This is a genomic window from Rummeliibacillus pycnus (genome assembly GCF_044359855.1).
GTDB classification, from domain to species: Bacteria; Bacillota; Bacilli; order Bacillales_A; family Planococcaceae; genus Rummeliibacillus; species Rummeliibacillus pycnus_A.
On sequence record NZ_CP132291.1, the window covers coordinates 3007448 to 3032679 of the forward strand.

Consider the following 25232-nt stretch of genomic DNA (forward strand, 5'->3'; position numbering starts at 1 on the left):
GAGTAAATAAGAAAATATGAGCTTTAGATTTAATTGATATAATTATGAAGTGTCTAGTCGATAGATTAGGCCTTCTTTTTCGCTTTTTAAGTAATATTTTGATTAGACTATTTTGAAGGAGTGAAGGTACAGTGAAAATCGTGATCCACTTCATGATTATTATATTGTGCTTAGTACTGACTTATTATATATATGATAAACAATTAGGAGCGATTTCATTCCTTCTTCTTGCAATATATTTGTTTGTCTACGGGTTTTATCGTTTGCAAATCGAAAAAAAGAAGAATTGATTGTAGCGAAAATTAAGTATAATTGTTTATAATGGATATTATGTTTATGAAGAAGAAAGGACGTGCACGAATTGAACCTTCGTGAGTTAAATCAAGAACAGTTAGTAGAGGAATCATTAATCAAATTAGCATACGCTATCTTAGAAGAAAAACACCAACCATTGGCATTTGCTGAAATTATGCAAGCTATTCAAGACCTAGGTGCTCGTACAGATGAAGAAATGAAAAAAGCAGCCATCCAATTCTATACAGACATCAATATTGATGGTCGTTTTATCGTATTAGGAGAAAATCGCTGGGGAATCCGCGAATGGTATGCAATCGATCAAGTAGAAGAAGAAACTGCACCAACTGTTAAGGTTCGTAAGAAGAAAGCAAAAGCTGCACTTGTTGATGACGAGCTTGAAGAAGATGATGATGAAATCGAATTTGAAGAAGACTTCGATGAATTTGTCGATGATGACGAAGAAATTGATGGCGAAGAAGACTTCGATTCTGCTGATATCGATGAAATTGATGACGATGATTTAGATGAAGAAATCGAAATCGAAGATGAAGAATTTGAAATCGATGACGATGATGAAGAACTAGATGATGAAGAATTAGAAGACAAAGAAAAAGAATAACATCTTGACAACTTAGGTAATATCATATACCCTTTTACTTGGGCTCCTTAAATAAGGAGAATGGCCGTATAAGTAATACGCTCCCCCTGCAATTTATTTGCGGGAGGAGCGTTTTTTGTATTTTTTATAAGTGTTTAAGAAACACTACCATCAAGGAGGAATTTGCATTGACCAAATATATTTTTGTAACCGGCGGCGTAGTTTCATCACTCGGTAAAGGTATTACAGCAGCATCACTAGGACGATTATTAAAGAATCGTGGATTAGAAGTAACAATCCAAAAATTCGATCCATATATCAACATTGACCCGGGAACAATGAGCCCATATCAACATGGCGAAGTATTCGTAACGGATGATGGTGCAGAAACAGACTTAGACCTTGGACACTATGAACGTTTTATCGATATCAACCTAGGCAAACATTCAACTGTTACTTCAGGTAAAGTGTACTCAACTGTATTGAAAAAAGAACGTCGTGGTGACTACAATGGGGGAACAGTACAAGTAATTCCACACATCACAAACGAAATTAAAGACCGTATTCAACGCGCTGGTCGTGAAACTAATGCAGATATCGTGATCACTGAAGTTGGTGGTACAGTAGGTGACATTGAATCATTACCATTCCTTGAAGCAATTCGCCAAATGAAACGTGATTTAGGAAATGAAAATGTACTTTATTTACACTGTACACTAATTCCTTATATTGCAGCAGCAGGTGAGTTAAAAACAAAACCAACTCAACACTCTGTAAAAGAATTACGCTCTTTAGGTATCCAACCAAACATTCTTGTTGTACGTACAGATCGTCCAGTACCTCAAGAAATGAAAGAAAAATTAGCGTTATTCTGCGACGTTAAACCACATGAAGTAATTGAATGCGTAGACGCAGATCATTTATATGAAATTCCTTTAGCTCTACAAGCTCAAGACTTAGATGATATTGTACTTGACCACTTCGGAATTCAAGCTCCAGAAGCTGATATGGAAGATTGGAAAGCTCTTGTAGATAAAGTGAAAAACCTTAAGAAATCAACAAAAATTGCGCTTGTTGGTAAATATGTAGAATTACAAGATGCTTATATTTCTGTTGTTGAAGCACTTAAACATGCTGGTTATGTATTTGACACTGATATTGAAGTAAATGCAATCAATGCAGAACACGTTACATCTGAAAATGTAAAAGAATTACTTGGAGATGCCGATGGTATACTAGTACCAGGTGGTTTCGGAGACCGTGGCGTTGAGGGTAAAATCCTTGCTACTCAATATGCTCGCGAAAACAACGTACCATTCTTAGGTATTTGCCTAGGTATGCAACTTGCAACTATTGAATTTGCACGTAACGTACTTGGTCTTGAGGGTGCACATTCTACAGAATTAAAACCAGATACAAAATACCCAATCATCGACTTACTTCCGGAACAAAAAGACGTCGAAGATCTAGGTGGTACACTTCGTCTTGGTTTATATCCATGTAAATTAAAAGACAATTCTATTGCAGCAAAGATCTATGATGATGAGTTAGTATATGAACGTCACCGCCACCGTTATGAATTTAATAACGAATACCGTGAAGCAATGGAAGCAGAAGGACTAGTCTTCTCAGGTACTTCACCAGACGGACGCTTAGTTGAAATTATCGAATTTCCAGAGAATAAATTCTTCGTGGCATCTCAATTCCACCCAGAATTCACATCTCGTCCAAATCGTCCACAACCATTATTCCGTGACTTTATAGGCGCATCGGTAAAATAAAAAACGCATGAAAAAACCAGGCCCTAAAGGAGCCTGGTTTTTTCTTTATAACAGCCACTATCTACAGTCTTAAAACCAAAACACACTACCAAAAAGAGTGGGTTCATCTATTATTATTCAACTATAAACCTGATAGCATTTCATCATAGGACATTTTAATTGCTTCGTAGATAAATAATGCTGCCATCGTATGTGGTAATACAATACGTTCGCCTAACTCATTTGGTAACAAACCTTTATTAATACCTAATGAAATATATGTGTATGCCAAATCAGCCATTTCACCTGCGTTTTCTTCCTTTTCACTTGTAACAACAGTGAAAGGAATAAAATTATCATATAAAGTATGTGCTAATGCCAAAGCATCTGGATGATTGGCATGACGAGTGAAGATGCATACACGATCTAAATCTGCAATTTCCACATCTTTTGTCCAAGGACGTAATTTTTTAAAAGGCTCAGCCGCATTTAAAGCGTTAATCTCAATTGCTTGTAATTCATCAAAGCAAGCAAAGTAAACGACGCCATCACCAATACCAGCTTGAGCTAGTAAGCGTGCAGATTCTTCTATTGCTTCTTCTTGATTAGTAGCAACTCGTTGAAGTAATCCACCAACTTGAGTAGATAACATTTTTAACATTCTATTCACCTCATGAAGTTAATTATAGAGATGGATGATTTTAATTGCAAAATTGGAAAATGTAGATTTTTTGTAGTTCATGCAGGAGAAAAAAAGGTAGACACGAATACTATATATGGATGGCACAATAAGGAGTAGAGTATAGTGAAAAAAATATTAATCGTCGATGATCAACAAGGCATACTATTACTGCTAAATGAAGTCTTTAAAAATGAGGGATATGAAACATTTTTAGCTTCAAATGGAACAGAGGCACTTCAATATATAGAAAACACTGGGTTGGATTGTGTTTTACTAGATATGAAAATTCCAGGTATGAACGGATTAGAAATTTTAAAACATATTAAAAACCTATTTGCATCACTACCGGTTGTCATGATGACAGGGAATAGTGATATGGATGTTATTAGCAATGCAAAGGAACTCGGAGCCAATCATTTTTTTACGAAGCCATTTGATATTTTTGAGGTAAGGGATACGATTAACAAATTGTTGAAAGAATAAGTATAGACGGTGGTCAATACTTATTCTTTTTGTTATTATGATAGTGATATTATTCAATTTAATAATACCATGCTACATCCTAAAGGAGGATTTACTAATGGCTTTGGTTTCAATGAAAGAAATGTTAATTACAGCAAAAGAAAATGGATATGCTGTTGGTCAATTCAACATTAATAATCTTGAATGGACTCAAGCAATTCTACAAGCAGCAGAAGAAGAAAAATCACCAGTAATTCTTGGTGTATCTGAAGGCGCCGGAAAATATATGGGCGGCTTTGTAGCTGTAGTTCAAATGGTTAAAGGGCTAATGGAAAGTTACAAGACAACTGTACCAGTAGCAATTCACTTAGATCACGGTTCTAGCTTCGAAAAATGTAAAGAAGCAGTAGATGCAGGTTTCACATCTGTAATGATCGACGCTTCTCATCATCCGTTCGAAGAAAACATTGAAATCACTTCAAAAGTTGTTGAGTATGCGCATGCACATGGCGTATCAGTTGAAGCAGAACTTGGTACAGTAGGTGGAGATGAAGATGGTGTTATTGGTGGTATCATGTATGCCGATCCAGAAGAATGCCGTAAAATGGTTGAAGCAACTTCAATTGATTGCTTAGCACCAGCACTTGGCTCAGTTCATGGTCCATACCACGGTGAACCAAACTTAGGCTTCAAAGAAATGGAAGAAATCTCAGGACTAGCTGGGCTTCCATTAGTACTACATGGTGGTACTGGTATCCCAACAAAAGACATTCAACGTTCTATTTCTTTAGGAACTGCGAAAATTAATGTTAACACTGAAAATCAAATTGCTGCTACAAAAGTGATTCGTGAAATTTTGGACAAAGACAAAGAAGTTTACGATCCACGTAAATTCTTAGCACCAGCTCGTGAAGCTATTAAAGCGACTGTTGTTGGTAAAATTCGCGAATTCGGTAGCTCACAAAAAGCTTAAGCATATATTTTAGTAGAGAGAAGTGGGAGAAGATATCGATTGTGAAGTCGGTTCTTCTCCATTTTTCCATCATTCAGGAGGAATATAAATTGAAATTTTTCATCGATACAGCAAATTTTGAAGAAATTAAAGAAGCACACTCTTGGGGCATTATCTCAGGTGTTACAACAAACCCATCTTTAGTAGCAAAAGAAAAAAACGTGTCATTTCATGATCGTTTAAAAGAAATTGCTGAATTAGTAGATGGCTCAGTAAGTGGGGAAGTTATTTCCTTAGATGCTGAAGGAATGATTGAAGAAGGTCATGAACTAGCTAAAATTGCTCCAAACATCACAGTTAAATTACCAATGACACCAGCGGGTTTAACAGCATGTTCAACACTTTCTAAAGAAGGTATCAAAACGAACGTAACTTTAATCTTTAGTGCAAACCAAGCATTACTTGCAGCACGTGCAGGCGCAACTTATGTTTCTCCATTCTTAGGCCGCTTAGACGACATCGGTCAAGAGGGTACAGAATTAGTACGCGAAATTGCTGAAATCTTTGCAATTCATGAACTTCCAACTCAAATCATCGCTGCTTCAATTCGTCATCCACAACATATCACAGAAGCTGCTCTTGCAGGTGCACACATTGCAACTACACCATTTAAAGTATTAAAACAATTATTTAATCATCCTTTGACTGATAAAGGGATTGAAGGTTTCATGAAAGATTGGGCAAATAAAGATAAATAAATAAGGAGATTCAAATGGACGTATATAAAATTGCAGGAGAAAAACATTTAAAAGGCACGATTAAAGTTAGTGGCGCTAAAAACAGTGCAGTTGCTCTAATACCAGCTTCTATTTTGGCTAATTCTCCTGTAACTATTGAAGGATTACCAGAAATTTTAGATGTTTGGACATTGAAGGCCTTACTTGAAGAAATTGGCGGAGAAGTTGAATTTAAAGACGGTCACATGGTAATTGATCCTCGTCCAATGATTGATATGCCATTACCAAATGGTAATGTCAAAAAACTACGTGCTTCATATTACTTAATGGGTGCTATGCTAGGCCGTTTTAAAAAAGCAGTAATTGGCCTACCAGGAGGATGTCATTTAGGACCACGACCAATTGACCAACATATCAAAGGATTTGAAGCTTTAGGTGCACAAGTTACAAATGAGCACGGAGCTATTTATTTACGCGCAGAAGAACTGCACGGTGCCAAAATTTACTTAGATGTGAGTAGCGTAGGTGCTACGATTAACATTATGCTTGCAGCTGTACTAGCAAAAGGTAAAACGGTAATTGAAAATGCTGCAAAAGAACCTGAGATTATTGATGTTGCTACATTATTAACGAATATGGGTGCAAAGATCAAAGGTGCAGGTACGAATGTTATTCGTATCGAAGGTGTAGAAGAATTGCATGGTACTAATCATACAATCATTCCAGATCGTATCGAAGCAGGAACATATATGATTATGGCTGCTGCAGTAGGTGATGGTGTGATTATTGATAATGTGATTCCACTACATTTAGAAGCGGTAACAGCAAAACTACGTGAAATGGGCGTAAAGGTAATCGAAGAGGAAGAACGAATTATCATTCCGAAAACAGATGCTTTAAAATCAGTTGATATTAAAACATTGGTTTACCCAGGATTTCCAACCGATTTACAACAACCATTTACTGTTCTATTAACACAAGCAAATGGTTCTTCTATTGTTACAGATACAGTTTACTCTGCTCGTTTCAAACATATCGATGAAATTATCAGAATGAATGCAAATGCAAAAGTAGAAGGACGTTCAGCTATTATTACAGGCCCTAGCAAGTTAGAGGCTGCTACAGTTACTGCAACAGATTTACGTGCAGGAGCTGCTTTAATTATTGCTGGATTACTTGCAAAAGGTGAAACAGAAATTCACGATATCTATCACATCGAGCGTGGTTATAGCGATATTATCGCTAAATTACAGGCTTTAGGTGCAGATATTAATAGAGAAACAATCGAACCAGACTCCAAAAACAGTGTGACCAATAGATCAAACTGAAAAAAATCCGCAGACAAAGTTCTGTGTGCTATAATAGGTTTAGTTTGAAACGATTCCAGTCAAAAAGACAGGAAAACGGGAGGAACAGTAAAAAATGAAACGCAGTTTATCAATGGAAGTAGTACGTGTAACAGAAGCGGCAGCAATCGCCTCAGCAAGATGGATGGGCCGTGGATTAAAAATGGAAGCAGATGACGCAGCAACTACAGCAATGCGCCAAGTATTTGATTCAATTCCAATGGATGCAGTTGTTGTAATTGGTGAAGGCGAAATGGATGAAGCGCCAATGCTTTACATCGGTGAAAAACTTGGCTCTGATCCAGAAGGCCCTCAAGTTGACATCGCAGTTGATCCACTAGAAGGTACTAACATCGTAGCAGCAGGAAGTGGTAATGCTTTAACAGTATTAGCAATTGCCGATCGCGGTAACTTACTCCATGCACCTGATATGTATATGGAAAAAATCGCAGTTGGTCCAGAAGCAGCAGGTAAAATCGATATTGAAGCACCTGTTATTGACAATTTACGTGCAGTAGCAGAAGCAAAAAATAAAAATATCGAAGACGTTGTGGCCACATTATTAAATCGTGAACGTCACCAACCAATCGTTGATCAAATTCGTGCAGCTGGTGCTCGTATTAAATTCATCTCTGATGGTGACGTAGCAGCAGCTATAAACACTGCATTTGATGAAACAGGTGTTGATATCCTATTTGGTACAGGTGGTGCACCAGAAGGCGTAATCGCAGCTGTAGCATTAAAATGTCTTGGGGGAGAATTCCAAGGCAGACTTATTCCTTCAAATGATGAAGAAGTAGAACGTTGCCGTAAAATGGGCATCGAAGTCAATACAGTGTTAAAAATGGATGATTTAGTTAAAGGCGACGACGCAATCTTTGCTGCAACTGGAGTAACAGACGGCGAACTATTGAAAGGTGTCCAATTTAAAGGCGGTCACTGTACAACTGAATCAGTCGTAATGCGTGCAAAATCAGGAACTGTTCGTTTTATCGAAGGCAGACATAGTTTGACTAAAAAACCAAAACTATTTATGCAAGACTAAACTTCAATTTTTACTTGCCCGGCATCAGCCGGGCTTCTTCTTAATGTTCATTCCATTCAAAAACTCGTAAAACTCACATACCATATTTCGAATTATTTTTCTTAACAATATTATATTAAGAGTGGTGTTATGCCTATGACGACGATGACAATTTCTCAACTAGAAGATATGAAATTAAAGGATTTGTATGCGCTTGCGCGAGAATACAAAATTTCATATTATGGAAAGTTGACTAAAAAAGAATTAATTTTTGCAATTCTAAAATCACGTGCTGAAAGTGAAGGATACTTCTTCATGGAAGGTGTTTTAGAAATTATCCAACAAGAGGGCTTTGGTTTCTTGCGCCCTATTAACTATTCACCAAGTTCAGAAGATATCTATATTTCAGCATCCCAAATTCGCCGTTTCAGCCTTAGAAATGGCGATAAAGTAACGGGGAAAGTCCGCCCGCCGAAAGAAAATGAACGCTACTACGGTCTTTTGCATGTGGAAGCAGTAAATGGTGAAGATCCTGAAACAGCGAAAGAACGTGTGCATTTCCCAGCGCTTACGCCACTATATCCAGATCGACATGTCAAACTAGAAACAACACCTGCAAAACTATCTACACGTATTATGGATTTAGTTGCACCAGTTGGTTTTGGACAACGAGGTTTAATCGTAGCACCACCAAAAGCAGGTAAAACATTACTTTTAAAAGAGATCGCCAATGCAATTACAGAGAAATATCCAGAATCTGAATTAATCGTTCTATTAATCGATGAACGACCAGAAGAAGTAACGGATATTGAGCGTTCAGTAAAAGCGGATGTTGTTAGTTCAACATTCGATGAATTACCAGAAAATCATGTAAAAGTAGCAGAACTTGTTTTAGAGCGAGCAATGCGACTTGTAGAGCATAAACGCGATGTTATTATTCTGATGGATTCGATTACAAGACTTGCACGTGCATATAATCTAGTAATCCCACCAAGTGGACGTACATTATCAGGTGGTATTGATCCAGCGGCATTCCATAGACCAAAACGCTTCTTTGGTGCTGCACGAAATATTGAAGAAGGCGGTAGCTTAACGATTTTAGCAACAGCTCTTATCGATACTGGATCACGTATGGACGAAGTAATCTATGAAGAATTCAAAGGTACTGGTAACTTAGAACTACATCTAGATCGTAGTCTAGCAGAACGTCGTATTTTCCCAGCAATCGATATTCGACGCTCAGGTACTCGTAAAGAAGAATTGTTAATTCCAAAAGAACAACTTGATAAACTTTGGGCAATTCGTAAAACATTCTCAGACTCACCAGATTTTGCAGAACGCTTCCTAAAAAAATTGCGTAATACAAAAACGAACGAAGAATTCTTTGAAACATTGAACACAGATATGAAAGCTGCACGAAATGGTAAAGGCTTAATTTAAGTGAAATCTCACATACATTAGTATTAATGCATTCATAATAAAATGTTTTTATTAGTAATGGCGATTTTTTAATATTTAGTAGTTGCACCTTTTTAGGATTCTTGTTATACTACGGATAATGCATTTCATACGCGTTGCATATGCGACAAACTAATCTGGGTCGTGTAAGGCAACAGTTCGATAATACTCTGTTCCAGATGGTTCAGGGCGAGAGGAGATACCAAACATGAAACCAGGAATTCACCCAGAATACAAAGAAGCTACAGTAACTTGCTCTTGTGGTAATTCTTTCAAAACAGGTTCAGTAAAAGGCGACATCGTTGTTGAATTTTGCAGCGAATGCCACCCATTCTATACTGGCCGTCAAAAATTCGCGTCTGCTGATGGACGTGTGGATCGTTTCAACAAAAAATACGGTCTTAAATAATTTATCTAGAACACTAAAATACCTGCCTAGCAATTCATTGCAAGGCAGGTATTTTTCTTGCGACAAAAAGTATTTTCGTGTAGTATAAAGCACGTTGTTTTAAATAATAAATACATCACACATAACATATTATTTACCGAAAAAAAAGAGCGGAAATCAAGTGTTTTTTTCGGTATGATGATGGATATACGTTTCGAAAGGAGTCTAGTCAATGTACGTTATGACTCAAAATGGCTGGATTGAAGTAATCTGCGGCAGTATGTTTTCAGGAAAGTCCGAAGAATTGATTCGACGTGTGCGCAGAGCACAATTTGCAAAACAAAAGATTGCCGTTTTTAAGCCGAAAATTGATAATCGATATAGCGAAGAAGCAGTTGTTAGTCACAATGGAGCAACGGTAATTGCCCATCCAATTGAAAAGTCTACTGAAATGTGGAATTATCTTACAGATGATTTTGATGTTGTTGCAATTGATGAAGCACAATTCTTTGAAGAAGATATTATTGAAACTGTTCAAAAGTTGGCTAATCACGGCTATCGTGTAATACTAGCTGGACTTGATCAAGATTTCAAAGGTGTTCCTTTTGGTCCAATGCCAGAATTAATGGCGATTGCTGAGCAAGTGACAAAACTACAAGCTGTTTGTAGTGTTTGTGGTTCACCAGCAAGTAGAACACAAAGACTGATTAATGGACAACCTGCAAAAGCTGATGATCCTGTTATTCTGGTTGGGGCTGCAGAAGCATATGAACCTCGTTGCCGCCATCACCATGCAGTACCAACAGGTCAAACAAATATGGCTGAGTAATGCAAAGGAAGAAGAGGAGTGGCAAATTGCTACCCCTCTTTTATCTTATATCAGCTGAGTAGTGCTAATAGAACTTTGAGTATGCGCTTAACTAGAGTATAAAAATTAAAAATTGAATTAATTGCTTTATATTGCTATACATAAAAAGACTCAAAATATCAAGAAAAACACAAAATAGCAGTCTTGATGTTCTAAAAGAGTAGCGATAGCAACTTTTTTTCATTATACTATTTAAGGAGCATATAAAAGTGGAAGCGACTTATCCAGAAGATAAGCTATTGCAAATCCAAAACATCTTTGGTCTTGACTAAGTGGCTGTTTAGAGATGGATATCCTAAAGTCGCCACGTCCAGTTGTAAATGTTTTCTGGGAATAGTAACCACAGGAACAACATCTATCAGGTTCACTTAATGTGAATACACGAGGCTCTATTCTCCTTAGCTGGATAGAAATAAATAAGAACTTATGTATTAGCACGTGTCAGCACATATAAGAAATACAAATTAATAAATTGATTAAAGAAAGGTACAGGTGAAAAATAATGTTTGATCGCCTACAAGCTGTTGAAGATCGTTATGATAAACTAAACGAACTTCTAAGCGATCCAGATGTCGTATCTGATTCGAAAAAATTAGCAAAGTATTCAAAGGAACAATCTGATATTCAAGAAACTGTAGAAGTGTATCGTGAATATAAATCAGCAAAAGAACAATTAGCAGATGCAAAAGAAATGCTGGAAGATAAATTAGATGCAGAAATGAAAGAAATGGTGAAGGAAGAAGTGAACGGTTTAGAAAAACAAATCGTAAATTTCGAAGAACGCCTTCGTATTTTATTAATTCCAAAAGATCCGAACGATAGCAAAAACGTTATTATGGAAATTCGCGGTGCTGCTGGCGGTGATGAAGCTGCATTATTCGCAAACTCTCTATTCCGTATGTATAGCAAATATGCTGAAACACAAGGCTGGAAGATTGAAATCATGAACGCAAACCCAACAGAACTTGGTGGATATAAAGAAATCGTCTTTTTGATTAACGGTCAAGGTGCTTATTCTAAATTCAAATTTGAAAGTGGTGCACACCGTGTACAACGTGTACCAGAAACTGAATCACAAGGACGTGTTCATACATCAACATCAACTGTTGTTGTTATGCCAGAAGCTGAAGAAGTGGAATTAGATCTTCAAGAAAAAGATATTCGCGTAGATATTTATCACGCATCAGGTGCTGGTGGTCAGCACGTCAACAAAACAGCATCTGCAGTTCGTATGACACATATTCCAACAGGTATCGTTGTTGCCATGCAGGATGAACGTTCCCAATTGAAAAACCGTGAAAAAGCGATGAAAGTACTTCGTGCTCGTGTTTATGATAAATTACAACAAGATGCACAAAGCGAATACGATGCAGAACGTAAATCAGCTGTAGGTACTGGGGATCGTTCAGAACGTATCCGTACTTATAACTATCCACAAAACCGTGTGACAGATCACCGCATTGGCTTAACAATTCAAAAACTCGACCAAATTATTGAAGGTAAACTAGATGACGTTATCGATGCTTTGATTTTAGAAGAACAAGCCAAAAAATTGGATGCATTAAATGACACAACAATTTAATTTTGTTTATGAGGCCCTGAATGGGGCTTCTTCTTTTTTAAGGGATAATGGTCGAGAAGAAGTAGCTGCAAGATTGCTTTTACAACATGTATTAAAAAAATCGTACACGGATTTACTAACAAGCATGCGTGATGAAATTACAGAAAATGATTGTGAAGCTTTTTGGAAAATGCTTGAATCTCACGCAAAAGGGATGCCAATTCAGTACATTATAGGTGAAGAAGAATTTTATGGTCGACCGTTTAAGGTTAATGAATCTGTTCTAATTCCTAGACCTGAAACAGAGGAACTAATCGTAGAAGCTACGAAGCGTATAAAACTTATTTTTGGAGACAAGCCTACTATTCAATTAGCGGATATTGGTACTGGAAGTGGTGCGATTGCGATCACGATGAAAAAGGAAATACCAAGTTTAAATGTAACAGCAACAGATATTTCAACAGCTGCTTTAAACGTAGCTATGAAGAATGCAGAGACGCTGAAGGCGACTATTCATTTTGAAGAGGGAGATTTAACAGCGCCAATTGAACAGCAGAAATGGCAAGTCGTACTTTCCAATCCTCCATACATTGCATACGATGAGGCAAAAGAAATGTCAGAAGTGGTGCTTGATCATGAACCTCACACAGCACTTTTTGCAGAAGAAGAGGGACTAGCACTTTATAAAAGACTAGCAAAGAATCTACCAAACTTAATGACGAAACCTAGTTTTATAGGTGTAGAAATAGGTTATGCACAGGGACCAGCAGTGGCTACATTGTTTAAAGAAAGTTTTCCACAGGCGAAAATTGATATTTTACAAGATATAAATGGAAAAAATCGTATGGTTTTTTGTGAATTAGGTGAATAAATAGTAATCTCTTTGCCCATGCTAGAGTCATGGAGGGGATACAATATGATAGAAGATTATAACGCTATTAAACAACCGCAAGAATTATCTTACTACACTATTAAACAACCAAAAAAACAATCACAAGTGAATATACTTTTACAATTTATAACTTCGCTTTTACTTATACAATTGGTACTTCTTATTATACAAGGCTTTTTAACTCAGCAATATAGCACAGAACTAGAGCAGCCGAGATTTCGCATCATTGCCAATAGTAATTCTGCATCGGATCAGCAATATAAACATCAATTAGTGGAAAAGATTAAACCGATTTTAGAAAAGGCCGTACAAAATTCATCCACAGAACTGAACTTATCAACAATTGAAAATCAAATTAAAAATAAGTTATCCCCAGAAATGGGAAATGAACAGATAAAAATCACAACAACGAATGCATTATTTCCACCAAAACGCGATGATTACAAAATGTATGCACAAGATAAGTATCAAGCAATTGTCGTGACAATTGGTGCTGGTAAGGGAGATAATTGGTGGTGCGGCTTATTTCCAAAGGTTTGCTATCGTGATGAAGAACCAAAGGAAAAAGCAGCAGAAGAAGAAGAAAAGCCGAAATTTTTTATTATCGAATGGTTTAAGAGCTTTTTTGAAGATTAGAGTTACCCACAATATTTGGTAAATTGTCCACATTATTCACAATGTTATCAACAAATTGTGCATAACTTTCTGAAAACTCTTATATATAGGGAGGAAATGACATGGAAACACAACGTCTCATTGTGGATAACAATGTGGATTCCAAAAAAAGTTATTCACAAGCTGTGGATTTGTTAAATCGTGGAGAGCTAGTTGCTTTTCCAACAGAAACAGTTTATGGACTAGGTGCCGTAGCTACAAATGAAACAGCAGTCAAAAAAATCTATGCTGCAAAAGGAAGACCATCAGATAATCCGCTTATTGTCCATATTGGTACTTTCGATGAACTTGAAAATTATGTGGATAATATTTCAGATAAAGCAAGAAAATGTATGGGTGCGTTTTGGCCAGGTCCTTTAACGATGATTTTCAAAGTAAAACCCAATGTACTAGCGGCTAGTGTAACGGCAGGTCTTGATACAGTTGGTATTCGCATGCCTAATCATCCAGTCGCATTGAAACTTTTACAAAAGCTAGGAAAGCCTGTAGCTGCTCCAAGTGCCAACCGTAGTGGGAAGCCTAGTCCTACAGAAGGTATTCATGTTGAACAAGATTTAGCAGGTAAAATCCCAATGATCCTAGATGGAGGAGCAACTGGTATCGGTGTAGAATCAACCGTCATTGATCTTACATTAGAAACACCTGTTATTTTACGTCCGGGCGCTATTACAAAGGAAATGTTTGAAAGTGTAATTGGTCAAGTTAAACAACCGACCCATATCGAGCAAAAAGCAGGTGCACCTCGCGCTCCAGGGATGAAATATACACATTATGCACCAAATGCACCTGTATATTTAATAGAACAAGATGAACAACAAGTTTCAGAAGCTATTAAAGAATTGCAACAACAAGGTCATAAAGTAGCGTTGCTTGCACCACAAAGTTTTGAACATCTGAATTCAGATTGGTTCTTTACATTTGGAGACTCTAAACAAGATATGGCAGCAAATCTTTTCCATGCATTACGCGCATGTGATTTGACAGCTGCGGATATTGTGTTAGCAACTGTTACTTCAACAGACGGAGTAGGTGCTGCCATTATGAATCGCCTAGAAAAATCAGCAGGTAGCAAATGGTATACAAAAGATTTTCAAGAGCAATAAAATGATTTCTATTGATGGCTAAATAGCACATTTATTTCAAAGCTTCTTTATGAATATTCATAAAGGGGCTTTTTAATTTACGATATATATACGGTATAACTAATGAACTTCGATACATAGGATAAAAGAGATTCCTATAGGACGGAGGGAAATTGTGCCAGAAATTCTTGCTGCTATTATTACCGCGATTGATGTTTTGACGATTTATTTACTGTTGCCACAAATAAAATATCGCTTTTGGCTTTCTTTATGGACAGGTGCCCTTCATATGATTTTTCCCTTCATTGGTTTCCATGTAGGTGAATGGTTAGCTACATATATATCAAACCTCGCTCAAAATATTTCAGGTTTATTATTAAGTATGATTGGCGTACATCTATTATTAGCAGCGAAAAATAGTAAACCTGCACAAATCCCAGTAATAATATTAGCTGTTACCACAAGTTTAGATACCTTTTCAGTCAGTGTATCTTTTGGTATGCTTCAATTACAAGAAACATTACTCATTTGTGGTATGGGAGTATTTGCTTTTCTATTTTCATATATAGCATTAGTATTAAACAAAAAAATCCCAATAAGAATAGGAACTTACTTACAAATAATTGCTGGAATTGCGTTACTTTTGATGGGTGTTTTTTCATTTAATTTATAAAAAAATAGAACATTTTGACTGTATTTTAATATATAATGAAGGGTGAAGGTGCACGATGAATATTTATTTTGTATGTACAGGAAATACATGTAGAAGTCCAATGGCAGAGGCCATATTAAAATCAAGAAATATACAAAAAATTGAAGTGAAATCTGCTGGGGTATACGCTATGCCTGGAAGTCCTATGTCACAGAACACAAAGTCTGTCTTAAAAGAACAGCGCATTGACTATGAGCATACTGCGCAAACAGTTAACCTAGAAGATCTAAAATGGGCAAATTTAATATTAACAATGACCCATGGGCATAAGGAAGCGCTTTTACAAGTATTCCCACAAGTAGCAGATAAAACGTTCACATTTAAAGAATACGTAACTGAAAATAATGATCTGGATGTATTTGATCCGTATGGAGGAGATATGTCAACATATCGTGACACTTTCCAAGAACTTAGTAGATTAATGGATGCACTTGAAAAGAATTTATTGGAGGAATAACCATGGAAAAAAAACGTGAGCGACATTCTTTTGGTTTAAAAAAGAAACTCATTCTATTTGTAACGATTTTAGCAGTGATTACATATAGTGTAAGCTTCTTCTTTATCGAGTATTTGCAACCTCAATTTTTCCCAAATATAAAGAAAACAGTTTTTGAAATAATTACATATATACTAGGAATCATATGGTCCGGTATATTAGCGGGTGTCTTTAGTTCTTTATTGGTAAAACCATTACAAAAGCTTGAAAATGTTGCAATCGAAGCTGCTGAAGGCAAAATTGGCAAAGATATAGAAATGCCGAATAGCTCAGATGAAATTCGTTCACTATCAGAAGCTTTCCAAACAATGCTTGTGAGTCTACGTCAAATGGTTTCAAGTATTAATCAAAACTTCCAAACAACGAACACAACCGTCCTGAATCTATCAGAAGAAACAGGACAAGCATCAAAACAAACAGAATCAATTGCAGAAACAATATCAAATATTTCTGAAGGTGCTTCGAGTTCAGCTATCGCCATACAAGAAACGGCAGAAGCGCTAGAGGATGTCCGGTTGTTAGCAGAAGAAGTAAATCAACGCGCTATGACGTCATCCAATCAATCAGCACAAATGATGTCAGGGTTAAAACACACAACAAATGCAATTAACCAACTGGTTGAAGGTATTGAAAAAATTGCATCGGGCAATCAATTAGCTCTTCAAGATATACACCAACTTGAACAAAATGCATTAAAAGTAGAACAGATAATTCAACTTGTCGGTGATATTGCAGAACAAACTAACTTACTCGCTCTGAACGCGTCTATAGAAGCAGCGAGAGCAGGAGAACACGGTAAAGGTTTTGCTGTCGTAGCCGAAGAGGTTCGCAAACTTGCAGACGAAAGTGCTGAAGCTGTTAAGGGCATTACACAACTGATCCAAACCATCCAACTAGATGTTCAAACAGTTGTTGGTAAAATGACAGAACAAGTTGATTTTGCAGAAGGTGAAGTAGCTCGTATTTCTGAAACAACATCAGCAGTCGATGATATGGCCGAAATGGTTAGCAATATGGCAGACTCAATTGTAGAAATCTCTGAATTTGTGGGTAAGCAATTACATAACATCGAAAAAACAGCTCATCAATCTCAAGAAGTAGCGGCAATAGCAGAACAAACTTCTGCAGGTGCAGTAGAAGTTCAAAGTGCAACCGATGAACAGGTACGGTCAATCGAACAAATCGATCATCTATCACAAATGTTAAAGAAACAATCCGAAGAACTATACCAAATGATTCAACAATTTGAACGCTAGGTAAAAGAGTGTGGAGATCTATTTGAACTGACCCCATTGGGTTAGACAAAACAAAAAAGCATCTTTAAAGGAATTCGGGTATTAGTTACCTAACTATTTCTTTGGAGGTGCTTTTTCTAATGGGGACAAGAGTAAGTTATCCGTATGAAGTAAAAATGAAAGCAATTGAGATGAGATTAGCGGGGGTGCCAGTACGAAAAGTAATGGAAACTTTGAACATTCGAAATAAAACACAAGTAGAAACATGGATGCGATGGTATAGAAATGGAGAAATTCATCGCTTTGAACAACCAGTTGGCAAACAATATACCTTCGGTAAAGGTCCTGAATATGAAAGCGAACAGTCAAGATTAGAAAAGGAGAATCGCTATTTGAAACAACAGATTGAAGTGTTAAAAAAGTACGCAGAATTGGAGAGGAAGTGGTTGGACAAGTAGCTGTCGATTTAATCGATTCATACAAAGGGAAAGTAACAATACAAACAATTTGTGCTCATTTAGGTGTTCCAAGATCTACTTATTATCGTTGGAAGAAATTATCAACCGATGAAAAATCAAAAACAGCTCTTGAACAAAAGATAGGTGATTTATGTAAATCAAATAAATTCAGATATGGTTATCGAAAAATTACAGCACTTCTACGAAAAGATCGACTAGTAAATCATAAAGTTGTTCAACGTGTTATGCAAAAATATAATTGGCAATGTCGTGTGAAAGTGAAAAAACGTAAAGCTACTGGACAGCCCTATCATGTAGCTGAAAACTTAATGAACAGAGAATTTACAGCAACGCAGCCACTTCAAAAACTAGTAACCGATATTACTTACTTGCCTTTTGGTGGCAAACAATTATATCTTTCAAGTATTTTAGATGTATTTAACAGTGAGATTGTAGCGTATTCGATTGGAGATTGTCAGGACACAACATTTGTACTGGATACACTGTCTCAAATCGATAATTTACCCGAAGGATGTATTCTTCATAGCGATCAAGGATCGGTTTATACGTCCTATACGTATCAAAGAGCAGTAAAAGCAAAAGGCATTACCATGAGCATGTCCCGTAAAGGAACGCCCGCTGATAATGCCCCAATTGAATCGTTTCATGCGACGCTTAAGTCAGAAACGTTCTATCTCGATGGATTAACTCGCACTACAACCGCCATTGTAGAGCAAACCGTACGAGAATATATAACCTATTATAACAATACTCGAATCCAAATAAAACTAAACAACCAGTCGCCGATTCATTATCGACAACTGGTTGGATGATGCTTTTTTGAGACTGTCTCATTTAAAGGGTTCAGTCCCATTCTCCACACTTTTTTAGTGCGTAAACATCACTTCAATTACTATAAGTCTCTTTTCTCTCTTTAACATCCATACAACGAAAAACATTAAAAAGCGAATTAATTAAACGTACATGAGGAAATATATTCGTGTTTTTGGATGTTTTAAGCCTGAATCATACTATAAAATTACAAATTATTCGTATTTTAAAAACTTCCCTATCGCAATTAAGTGAAAAATATGTCATTATACATATAGAAGTGGTAAACTGATGATGAATAGAACAATTGAAAAGAGGGAAACCATTGAAAATTGCAATTTCATCAGATCATGGCGGTAACAACTTACGAAAAGAAATTATAGCTTTATTGGAAGAACTAGGTATTAGCTATGAAGACTTCGGTCCAAAATCATCTGATTCAGTAGATTACCCAGACTATGCACTACCAGTTGCAAATGGAGTTGCTAGTGGCGAATTTGACCGTGGCATATTAATTTGCGGTACAGGTATTGGTATGTCTATTACTGCAAACAAAGTAAAAGGTATCCGTTGTGCATTAGTACATGATGTATTCAGTGCAAAAGCAACACGTTGTCACAATAACTCAAATGTGATAGCAATGGGGGAACGAGTAATCGGTCCTGGATTAGCACGTGAAATCGTTCAAACTTGGCTATCAACTGATTTTGAAGGTGGACGTCATGAACGTCGTATCAGCAAAATCACAGCTTTAGAAGAACAAGAATAATAATCAGATTTGAGGTCTTAAGAGATGAACTTAAAACAAATTGAAGAACAGCTACAAACGCTGCTATTAGAATTTGAACAACAAGTTACCTTTCGAAATGGCCAAATATTTGTCGTAGGTTGCTCAACTTCAGAAGTAAAAGGCGAAAAAATTGGCACAGCAGGTGGCTTAGAAATTGCAGAAGCATTATATAAGCCTTTAAAAGCTTTTGCTGATAAACATGAAATATATTTAGCGTTTCAAGGTTGCGAACATTTAAATCGCGCCTTAACTATAGAAAGAGCTGTAGCAGAGCAATATCGACTAGAGCCTGTCTCTGTCATTCCAGTTCGAACTGCTGGCGGCTCGATGTCTACTTATGCGTATAGTCAATTCAAAGACCCAGTAGTAGTAGAAGAAATTGTAGCGCATGCAGGCATTGACATAGGTCAAACATTGATTGGTATGCATTTAAAGAAAGTGGCAGTTCCTGTCCGTACTTCAATCTCACAAATTGGAGATGCAGTCGTGACAGTTGCGAAAACTCGCCCTAAATTAATAGGCGGCGAGAGAGCTATATATAACAAAGAGTGAAAATAGGGGGAATAGGTGTAATGGAAAATCTTGCAGCACAAGAAAAGTCAATCATTGCGTCACAAGACAAAGCAGTATTTGAAGCAATGGAAAAAGAATTTGCTCGTCAACAATCAAATATTGAGTTAATCGCATCCGAAAATATCGTTTCTAAAGCGGTATTGGAAGCTCAAGGCTCTGTATTAACTAACAAATATGCTGAAGGCTATCCTGGCAAACGTTACTATGGTGGTTGCGAGCATGTAGACGTTGTGGAAAATATTGCACGTGATCGTCTAAAAGAAATCTTTGGTGCTGAATATGCAAACGTTCAACCACACTCTGGTGCACAAGCAAATATGGCTGTGTACTTCACAATATTAGAACAAGGCGATACCGTTTTAGGTATGAACCTATCTCATGGTGGCCACTTAACACATGGTAGCCCAGTAAACTTCTCTGGTGTTCAATATAACTTTGTGGAATATGGTGTAACAGAAGATACCAACGTAATCGATTACGAAGATGTTCGCCAAAAAGCAATTGAGCACAAACCAAAACTAATCGTTGCGGGTGCATCTGCTTATCCTCGTAAAATTGATTTTGCTAAATTCCGCGAAATCGCTGATGAAGTAGGCGCTTATTTCATGGTGGATATGGCACATATTGCTGGTCTTGTAGCTGCAGGTGAACATCCAAATCCTGTACCATATGCAGACTTTGTGACATCAACTACTCACAAAACATTACGTGGTCCACGTGGTGGTCTTATTCTTTGCAAAGAAGAATGGGGTAAGAAAATTGACAAATCTATCTTCCCTGGAATTCAAGGTGGTCCATTGATGCATGTAATCGCAGGTAAAGCTGTTGCATTTGGTGAAGCACAACAACCTGAATTCAAAGAATACATCGGGCAAGTTGTAAAAAATGCAAAAGTTTTCGGCGAAGCATTACAAGCAGAAGGTATTAAACTTGTATCAGGTGGTACAGATAACCACCTATTACTTTTAGATGTACGTTCTCTAAGTCTAACTGGTAAAGTTGCTGAAAAACTATTAGATGATGTGAATATTACTGCAAATAAAAATACTATTCCATTTGATCCAGAAAGTCCATTTGTCACTTCAGGTGTTCGCGTTGGCACACCAGCAATTACTTCTCGTGGCTTTAAAGAAGAAGACATGAAAGAAGTTGCTTCAATTATCTCTTCTGTATTGAAAAACCCAGAAGATGAAGCGGTAAAACAAGATGCGATTAAACGAGTGAAAGTTTTAACAGATAATCACCCAATTTATTCAAAATAATCACAAATGACTAGCTACCTTTGCAATTATGCAAAGGTAGCTTTTTTGTAATATATTAGTTTAAAATAATCTCACGCAATATCAAATTGAGCAAACAAATTATGAAGCGAATTAAGGTAATTTTAAAAAAGCAAAATCAAATTACATAAGTCTGTTTTTTTTCTGTTATAATAAGCAAGATAATATTAAATAGGGAGAGATTACCTTGGGTAAAGTATACGTATTCGACCATCCATTAATTCAACACAAACTAACATATATTCGTGATATAAACACTGGTACAAAAGAATTTCGCGAACTAGTAGACGAAGTAGCAACACTTATGGCATTTGAAATCACTCGTGATTTACCAACTGAAGAAATCGAAATTGAAACACCTGTTACAAAAACAAAAACGAAAGTATTAAGTGGTAAGAAGATTGCAATTGTGCCAATTCTTCGTGCTGGTTTAGGTATGGTTGATGGGGTATTAAAATTAATCCCTGCTGCAAAAGTAGCTCATATTGGCTTATACCGTGATCCAGAAACATTAAAACCAGTAGAATATTATGCAAAATTCCCAGCAGATTTAGAAGAACGTGATTTTATCATTGTTGACCCAATGTTAGCAACTGGTGGTTCAGCAATTGAAGCTATAAACTCACTTAAAAAACGTGGTGCAAAGAATATTAAATTCATGTGCTTAATTGCTGCTCCAGAAGGTGTAAAAGCAATTCAAGAACAACATCCTGATATCGATATTTTCATTGCATCTTTAGACGAAAAACTAAATGATCACGGTTATATTGTTCCAGGTCTTGGCGATGCTGGTGACCGTTTATTCGGAACAAAATAATACAATCTTAGGTGGTGCGTAGAAATTGTCTAAAAAGTGGAAAGTAATGACGGTTTTCGGAACTCGACCTGAAGCTATTAAAATGGCTCCGCTTGTATTAGAACTTAAAAAGCATCCAGAGGAAATTGAAACAATTGTTACAGTAACAGCGCAACATCGACAAATGTTAGATCAAGTACTCGAAACATTTCAAATCACACCTGATTTTGATTTGAACATTATGAAGAATCGTCAAACACTAATCGATGTTACTACAAGAGGACTTGAAGGCTTAGATGCTGTCATAAAAGAAGCAAAACCTGATATTATTCTTGTTCACGGTGATACGACGACAACATTTGTTGCAAGTTTAGCTGCATTTTACAACCAAATTGCTATTGGACATGTAGAAGCTGGATTACGAACTGGTAATAAGTATTCACCTTATCCAGAAGAAATGAATCGTCAGCTTACAGGGATAATGGCAGATATTCATTTTGCACCCACTGAACAAGCTAAACAAAATCTGCTTCTTGAAAATAAGGCGGAGAAGGGTATCGTCGTCACTGGTAATACGGCAATAGATGCATTGAAAACTACGGTTAGTGATAATTATGAACATCCTGTATTAAACCAAATCGGTCAAGATCGAATGATTTTACTAACAGCACATCGACGTGAAAACTTAGGTGATCCAATGCGCCATATGTTCAGTGCTATTAAACGCTTATTAGCAGAATTCGACGATATCCAAGTTGTCTATCCAGTACATTTGAATCCAGTTGTACGTGAAATTGCGGGTGAAATTCTTGGCGACGAAACAAAGGTTCATTTAATCGAGCCACTTGAAGTATTTGACTTCCATAATTTCGCTTCAAAATCCTATATGATTTTGACAGATTCAGGTGGTGTACAAGAGGAAGCACCTTCACTTGGAAAACCTGTTCTTGTCTTGCGAGACACGACAGAAAGACCAGAAGGCATTGAAGCTGGTACGTTGAAATTAGCAGGTACGAATGAGGACACGATATATAAACTTGCTAAAGAATTACTAGAAGATAAACAAGCTTACGAAAAAATGGCACATGCCTCCAATCCGTATGGAGATGGACATGCTTCTGAAAGAATCGTAGAATCTTTACTTGCATTTCTACCAACAATATAAAGTGAAACTTCCGTCAGTAGGGCTTCATCCCTCACTGATGGTTAGTTGAACCAATCGGGCTTTTACGGGCAGTTATCCCCAACCTATCTTCTTTGTTTCTCTCTCAATCTTGAGATTGAGGTATTACTGCCCGTTAATGCGGGATAAAAATAAAAAACTACTTTACAAATTCTATTAAGAGAAAATGTAGAGTAGTTTTTTATGTCTATTAGACAAAAATGTGTCAATTTCAATTTTTTTGTTCAAAATTTGTCTACAATTTGACAAAGTAGTACCACTTGTGAACTTTTTCACTCTAACCAATTGACATGAAATATTCACTATTGTATGCTTACAAAGGGTAAGAATGATAAGGGTTTCATGGCTCAAAATCATAATGGAAACTCTTTAGATATCAAGTTTCTACTAATTTTGCAGTGGATGTCAATTCTTGTAAAATTTTAGCGGTTTTTGTACGTCTATTTGATGTCCATATGAGGCGGTGGTTTATCATTAAAGCTTATCTCTCAACATTTGGATCCGATTCAACTCAAATGAGAGTTTAAACGGCTTCCACCCCGCGTGTAGTGTTGTACTACTTATCCGACATCCATTCGGTGGTCAGCTATTACTTCCATCATTCGAAAATAAGATTCAGGAGATTAAAGACCAATGCTAGAATTGCATCAGATTTTTGCTAGGCAGAAGAAAGTCCTATTTTTTTTGCTCGCATTTTTTGCGTTAGGCTGGGGATTTACATCGTTTAGAACTGTATTTGCTGGTCTTGCAGTAGGTGTGCTTTTTGGTCATTATAACTTTTGGATTCTCGTCCGAAGATTGGAACGTTTTGATCAAGCATTAAGTGAAGGGAAAAAAGCACCATCAATGGGATCGGGCTTTCGCTTTGCATCCGGTGTTGCTGCTGTAGCAGTAGCAATTACTTGGCCAAAGTATTTTCACTTAGTGAGTGTGGTCATTGGGCTAATGATTCCGTACGTTCTGCTTTTAGTAGACAGGATTGTATTTCATGTAAAAACCAATAAGCACATTTGAAAGTGAGGTGAATGCACAGTGCAACATGAAAATCCGCATTTTGAGTTTTTGGGCTTAGGATTTAACCCGGCAACTATTCTAGTATTGCTGGTTACAGCTGTTATTGTTTTCTTAATTGCTTTCATTTCAACTAGAAATATGAAGTTAAAACCAACAGGTATGCAAAACTTTATGGAGTGGGTTATGGACTTCGTAAAGGGAATCATAGGGAACAATATGGATTGGAAAACAGGAGGTAAATTCCATGTACTTGGAATTACACTTATCATGTTCATCTTCGTTGCGAACATGCTTGGTCTTCCGTTATCTGTTCAAGTGAATGGAGAACTATGGTGGAAATCACCAACAGCAGATCCTACCATTACAATGACTCTTGCAGTTATGATTTTAGTATTAACTAACTATTACGGTGTAAAACAACGTGGTTTCAAAAATTATTTCCGTGGATTTGGACAACCAATGGCGTTTTTATTCCCGATTAAAATCATCGAAGAGTTTGCAAATACATTAACTTTAGGTCTACGACTATATGGTAATATTTTTGCAGGTGAAATTCTTTTAGGTTTACTTGCAGGTTTAGGTACTAAGTGGGCTGGATTAGGCTTCGTAGCAGCATTTATTCCAGCATTGCTATGGCAAGGATTCTCGATCTTTGTTGGGTCAATCCAAGCATTTATTTTCGTTATGTTAACAATGGTTTACATGTCTCACAAAGTGAGCGATGACCATTAAGTATAAATTTGTCTAGTATATTATGCAAGACAACTGACAACCAAACAAAATTACAATTTCTAAGGAGGAAAATTTCAAATGGGTTTAATAGCAGCAGCAATCGCAGTTGGTTTAGGTGCACTGGGTGCAGGTATTGGTAACGGTCTTATCGTAGGTCGTACTGTAGAAGGGATCGCTCGTCAACCAGAATTAAAAGGTCTTTTACAAACAACTATGTTCGTAGGGGTAGCTTTAGTTGAAGCCCTTCCAATCATCGCAGTAGTTATTGCGTTCATCGTAATGAACAAATAATCGTCTTAATTGTTTTATGAAAATGGCGAAGAAAATTTCATCTAAGGAATCCTTCGCCA

The 25232-nt window shown here is 36.8% G+C and carries 27 protein-coding genes; 26 read left to right on the forward strand and 1 reads right to left on the reverse strand.

What is annotated here, in order from left to right; genetic code table 11:
- The first annotated feature begins 352 nt into the window (after positions 1–352).
- Positions 353–916: a DNA-directed RNA polymerase subunit delta gene (gene rpoE, locus Q8X41_RS14795; protein WP_397537027.1), complete on the forward strand. Its 564-nt coding sequence runs from the start codon at positions 353–355 to the stop codon at positions 914–916.
- A 167-nt stretch (positions 917–1083) separates the two neighbouring features.
- Positions 1084–2676, forward strand: a complete 1593-nt coding sequence (locus Q8X41_RS14800) for a CTP synthase (RefSeq protein ID WP_397537028.1) — start codon at positions 1084–1086, stop codon at positions 2674–2676.
- A gap of 121 nt (positions 2677–2797) precedes the next feature.
- Here the strand turns inward: Q8X41_RS14800 and Q8X41_RS14805 are convergent, their stop codons facing one another.
- Positions 2798–3316, reverse strand: coding sequence for a DUF2529 family protein (locus Q8X41_RS14805; protein WP_397537029.1), 519 nt, complete (start codon positions 3314–3316; stop codon positions 2798–2800).
- 144 nt (positions 3317–3460) lie between these two features.
- On the opposite strand from Q8X41_RS14805, the gene Q8X41_RS14810 reads away from it, so the two are divergent.
- From Q8X41_RS14810 to atpE, 24 genes are all read left to right on the forward strand, one after another.
- The gene (locus Q8X41_RS14810) at positions 3461–3820 is read left to right on the forward strand and encodes a response regulator (RefSeq protein WP_397537030.1); all 360 of its coding nucleotides are present in this window, start codon (positions 3461–3463) and stop codon (positions 3818–3820) included.
- 97 nt (positions 3821–3917) lie between these two features.
- A complete protein-coding gene (locus Q8X41_RS14815) occupies positions 3918–4772 on the forward strand; it encodes a class II fructose-bisphosphate aldolase (RefSeq protein ID WP_397537031.1) in 855 nt (284 codons plus the stop codon).
- An 89-nt stretch (positions 4773–4861) separates the two neighbouring features.
- On the forward strand, positions 4862–5509 hold the full coding sequence (gene fsa / locus Q8X41_RS14820) for a fructose-6-phosphate aldolase (RefSeq protein ID WP_397537032.1): 648 nt from the start codon (positions 4862–4864) through the stop codon (positions 5507–5509).
- A 14-nt stretch (positions 5510–5523) separates the two neighbouring features.
- On the forward strand, positions 5524–6816 hold the full coding sequence (locus tag Q8X41_RS14825; protein ID WP_397537033.1) for a UDP-N-acetylglucosamine 1-carboxyvinyltransferase: 1293 nt from the start codon (positions 5524–5526) through the stop codon (positions 6814–6816).
- 94 nt (positions 6817–6910) lie between these two features.
- Positions 6911–7879 carry a class II fructose-bisphosphatase gene (glpX, locus tag Q8X41_RS14830; RefSeq protein ID WP_397537034.1) on the forward strand — a complete coding sequence of 323 codons (969 nt, stop codon included), beginning with the start codon at positions 6911–6913 and terminating at the stop codon, positions 7877–7879.
- Positions 7880–8014: 135 nt separating this feature from the next.
- A complete protein-coding gene (gene rho / locus Q8X41_RS14835) occupies positions 8015–9298 on the forward strand; it encodes a transcription termination factor Rho (RefSeq protein ID WP_397537035.1) in 1284 nt (427 codons plus the stop codon).
- 226 nt (positions 9299–9524) lie between these two features.
- The gene (gene rpmE / locus Q8X41_RS14840; RefSeq protein ID WP_397537036.1) at positions 9525–9725 is read left to right on the forward strand and encodes a 50S ribosomal protein L31; all 201 of its coding nucleotides are present in this window, start codon (positions 9525–9527) and stop codon (positions 9723–9725) included.
- A 211-nt stretch (positions 9726–9936) separates the two neighbouring features.
- Positions 9937–10533, forward strand: a complete 597-nt coding sequence (locus Q8X41_RS14845) for a thymidine kinase (protein WP_397537037.1) — start codon at positions 9937–9939, stop codon at positions 10531–10533.
- Between the two features lie 541 nt (positions 10534–11074).
- Positions 11075–12154 carry a peptide chain release factor 1 gene (prfA, locus tag Q8X41_RS14850; protein ID WP_397537038.1) on the forward strand — a complete coding sequence of 360 codons (1080 nt, stop codon included), beginning with the start codon at positions 11075–11077 and terminating at the stop codon, positions 12152–12154.
- Positions 12138–13004: a peptide chain release factor N(5)-glutamine methyltransferase gene (prmC, locus tag Q8X41_RS14855; protein WP_397537039.1), complete on the forward strand. Its 867-nt coding sequence runs from the start codon at positions 12138–12140 to the stop codon at positions 13002–13004. The genes prfA and prmC overlap by 17 nt, the downstream gene beginning before the upstream one ends.
- A gap of 45 nt (positions 13005–13049) precedes the next feature.
- Positions 13050–13661, forward strand: a complete 612-nt coding sequence (locus Q8X41_RS14860; RefSeq protein ID WP_397537040.1) for a stage II sporulation protein R — start codon at positions 13050–13052, stop codon at positions 13659–13661.
- 101 nt (positions 13662–13762) lie between these two features.
- Positions 13763–14803, forward strand: a complete 1041-nt coding sequence (locus tag Q8X41_RS14865; RefSeq protein ID WP_397537041.1) for an L-threonylcarbamoyladenylate synthase — start codon at positions 13763–13765, stop codon at positions 14801–14803.
- A 154-nt stretch (positions 14804–14957) separates the two neighbouring features.
- The gene (locus Q8X41_RS14870) at positions 14958–15455 is read left to right on the forward strand and encodes a manganese efflux pump (RefSeq protein WP_397537042.1); all 498 of its coding nucleotides are present in this window, start codon (positions 14958–14960) and stop codon (positions 15453–15455) included.
- A 55-nt stretch (positions 15456–15510) separates the two neighbouring features.
- Positions 15511–15951, forward strand: coding sequence for a low molecular weight protein arginine phosphatase (locus Q8X41_RS14875; protein WP_397537043.1), 441 nt, complete (start codon positions 15511–15513; stop codon positions 15949–15951).
- Positions 15952–15953: 2 nt separating this feature from the next.
- Complete coding sequence (locus Q8X41_RS14880; protein ID WP_397537044.1) at positions 15954–17246, forward strand: methyl-accepting chemotaxis protein; 1293 nt, start codon at positions 15954–15956, stop codon at positions 17244–17246.
- Positions 17247–17365: 119 nt separating this feature from the next.
- A protein-coding gene (locus Q8X41_RS14885) for an IS3 family transposase (RefSeq protein WP_397537045.1) occupies positions 17366–18516 on the forward strand; the annotation gives its coding sequence in 2 pieces (ribosomal slippage) (positions 17366–17639 and positions 17639–18516; 1152 coding nt in all).
- A 323-nt stretch (positions 18517–18839) separates the two neighbouring features.
- Positions 18840–19283, forward strand: coding sequence for a ribose 5-phosphate isomerase B (rpiB, locus tag Q8X41_RS14890; RefSeq protein WP_397537046.1), 444 nt, complete (start codon positions 18840–18842; stop codon positions 19281–19283).
- A gap of 24 nt (positions 19284–19307) precedes the next feature.
- A complete protein-coding gene (locus Q8X41_RS14895) occupies positions 19308–19856 on the forward strand; it encodes a TIGR01440 family protein (RefSeq protein ID WP_397537047.1) in 549 nt (182 codons plus the stop codon).
- A 20-nt stretch (positions 19857–19876) separates the two neighbouring features.
- The gene (gene glyA / locus Q8X41_RS14900) at positions 19877–21139 is read left to right on the forward strand and encodes a serine hydroxymethyltransferase (RefSeq protein WP_397537048.1); all 1263 of its coding nucleotides are present in this window, start codon (positions 19877–19879) and stop codon (positions 21137–21139) included.
- Between the two features lie 205 nt (positions 21140–21344).
- Positions 21345–21974: a uracil phosphoribosyltransferase gene (gene upp, locus Q8X41_RS14905; RefSeq protein WP_397537049.1), complete on the forward strand. Its 630-nt coding sequence runs from the start codon at positions 21345–21347 to the stop codon at positions 21972–21974.
- Positions 21975–21999: 25 nt separating this feature from the next.
- Positions 22000–23118 (forward strand): non-hydrolyzing UDP-N-acetylglucosamine 2-epimerase, encoded by a 1119-nt coding sequence (wecB, locus tag Q8X41_RS14910; protein ID WP_397537050.1) that lies wholly within the window; start codon positions 22000–22002, stop codon positions 23116–23118.
- A 651-nt stretch (positions 23119–23769) separates the two neighbouring features.
- Positions 23770–24150, forward strand: coding sequence for an ATP synthase subunit I (locus Q8X41_RS14915; protein WP_397537051.1), 381 nt, complete (start codon positions 23770–23772; stop codon positions 24148–24150).
- A gap of 18 nt (positions 24151–24168) precedes the next feature.
- Positions 24169–24882, forward strand: a complete 714-nt coding sequence (gene atpB, locus Q8X41_RS14920) for a F0F1 ATP synthase subunit A (protein ID WP_397537052.1) — start codon at positions 24169–24171, stop codon at positions 24880–24882.
- A 78-nt stretch (positions 24883–24960) separates the two neighbouring features.
- On the forward strand, positions 24961–25173 hold the full coding sequence (atpE, locus tag Q8X41_RS14925) for a F0F1 ATP synthase subunit C (RefSeq protein WP_397537053.1): 213 nt from the start codon (positions 24961–24963) through the stop codon (positions 25171–25173).
- Positions 25174–25232 lie beyond the last annotated feature (59 nt).

Excerpts from the sequence above, each read along its gene's own strand:
- Q8X41_RS14875 (WP_397537043.1), top strand. The coding sequence starts at position 15,511 with ATGAATATTTATTTTGTATGTACAGGAAATACATGTAGAAGTCCAATG.
- Q8X41_RS14845 (WP_397537037.1), top strand. The coding sequence starts at position 9,937 with ATGTACGTTATGACTCAAAATGGCTGGATTGAAGTAATCTGCGGCAGT.
- glyA (WP_397537048.1), top strand. The coding sequence starts at position 19,877 with ATGGAAAATCTTGCAGCACAAGAAAAGTCAATCATTGCGTCACAAGAC.
- Q8X41_RS14825 (WP_397537033.1), top strand. The coding sequence starts at position 5,524 with ATGGACGTATATAAAATTGCAGGAGAAAAACATTTAAAAGGCACGATT.
- Q8X41_RS14895 (WP_397537047.1), top strand. The coding sequence starts at position 19,308 with ATGAACTTAAAACAAATTGAAGAACAGCTACAAACGCTGCTATTAGAA.
- Q8X41_RS14815 (WP_397537031.1), top strand. The coding sequence starts at position 3,918 with ATGGCTTTGGTTTCAATGAAAGAAATGTTAATTACAGCAAAAGAAAAT.
- rho (WP_397537035.1), top strand. The coding sequence starts at position 8,015 with ATGACGACGATGACAATTTCTCAACTAGAAGATATGAAATTAAAGGAT.
- prfA (WP_397537038.1), top strand. The coding sequence starts at position 11,075 with ATGTTTGATCGCCTACAAGCTGTTGAAGATCGTTATGATAAACTAAAC.
- atpE (WP_397537053.1), top strand. The coding sequence starts at position 24,961 with ATGGGTTTAATAGCAGCAGCAATCGCAGTTGGTTTAGGTGCACTGGGT.
- Q8X41_RS14860 (WP_397537040.1), top strand. The coding sequence starts at position 13,050 with ATGATAGAAGATTATAACGCTATTAAACAACCGCAAGAATTATCTTAC.
- Q8X41_RS14880 (WP_397537044.1), top strand. The coding sequence starts at position 15,954 with ATGGAAAAAAAACGTGAGCGACATTCTTTTGGTTTAAAAAAGAAACTC.
- Q8X41_RS14865 (WP_397537041.1), top strand. The coding sequence starts at position 13,763 with ATGGAAACACAACGTCTCATTGTGGATAACAATGTGGATTCCAAAAAA.
- Q8X41_RS14915 (WP_397537051.1), top strand. The coding sequence starts at position 23,770 with ATGCTAGAATTGCATCAGATTTTTGCTAGGCAGAAGAAAGTCCTATTT.
- glpX (WP_397537034.1), top strand. The coding sequence starts at position 6,911 with ATGAAACGCAGTTTATCAATGGAAGTAGTACGTGTAACAGAAGCGGCA.
- prmC (WP_397537039.1), top strand. The coding sequence starts at position 12,138 with ATGACACAACAATTTAATTTTGTTTATGAGGCCCTGAATGGGGCTTCT.
- rpmE (WP_397537036.1), top strand. The coding sequence starts at position 9,525 with ATGAAACCAGGAATTCACCCAGAATACAAAGAAGCTACAGTAACTTGC.
- Q8X41_RS14805 (WP_397537029.1), bottom strand. The coding sequence starts at position 3,316 with ATGTTAAAAATGTTATCTACTCAAGTTGGTGGATTACTTCAACGAGTT.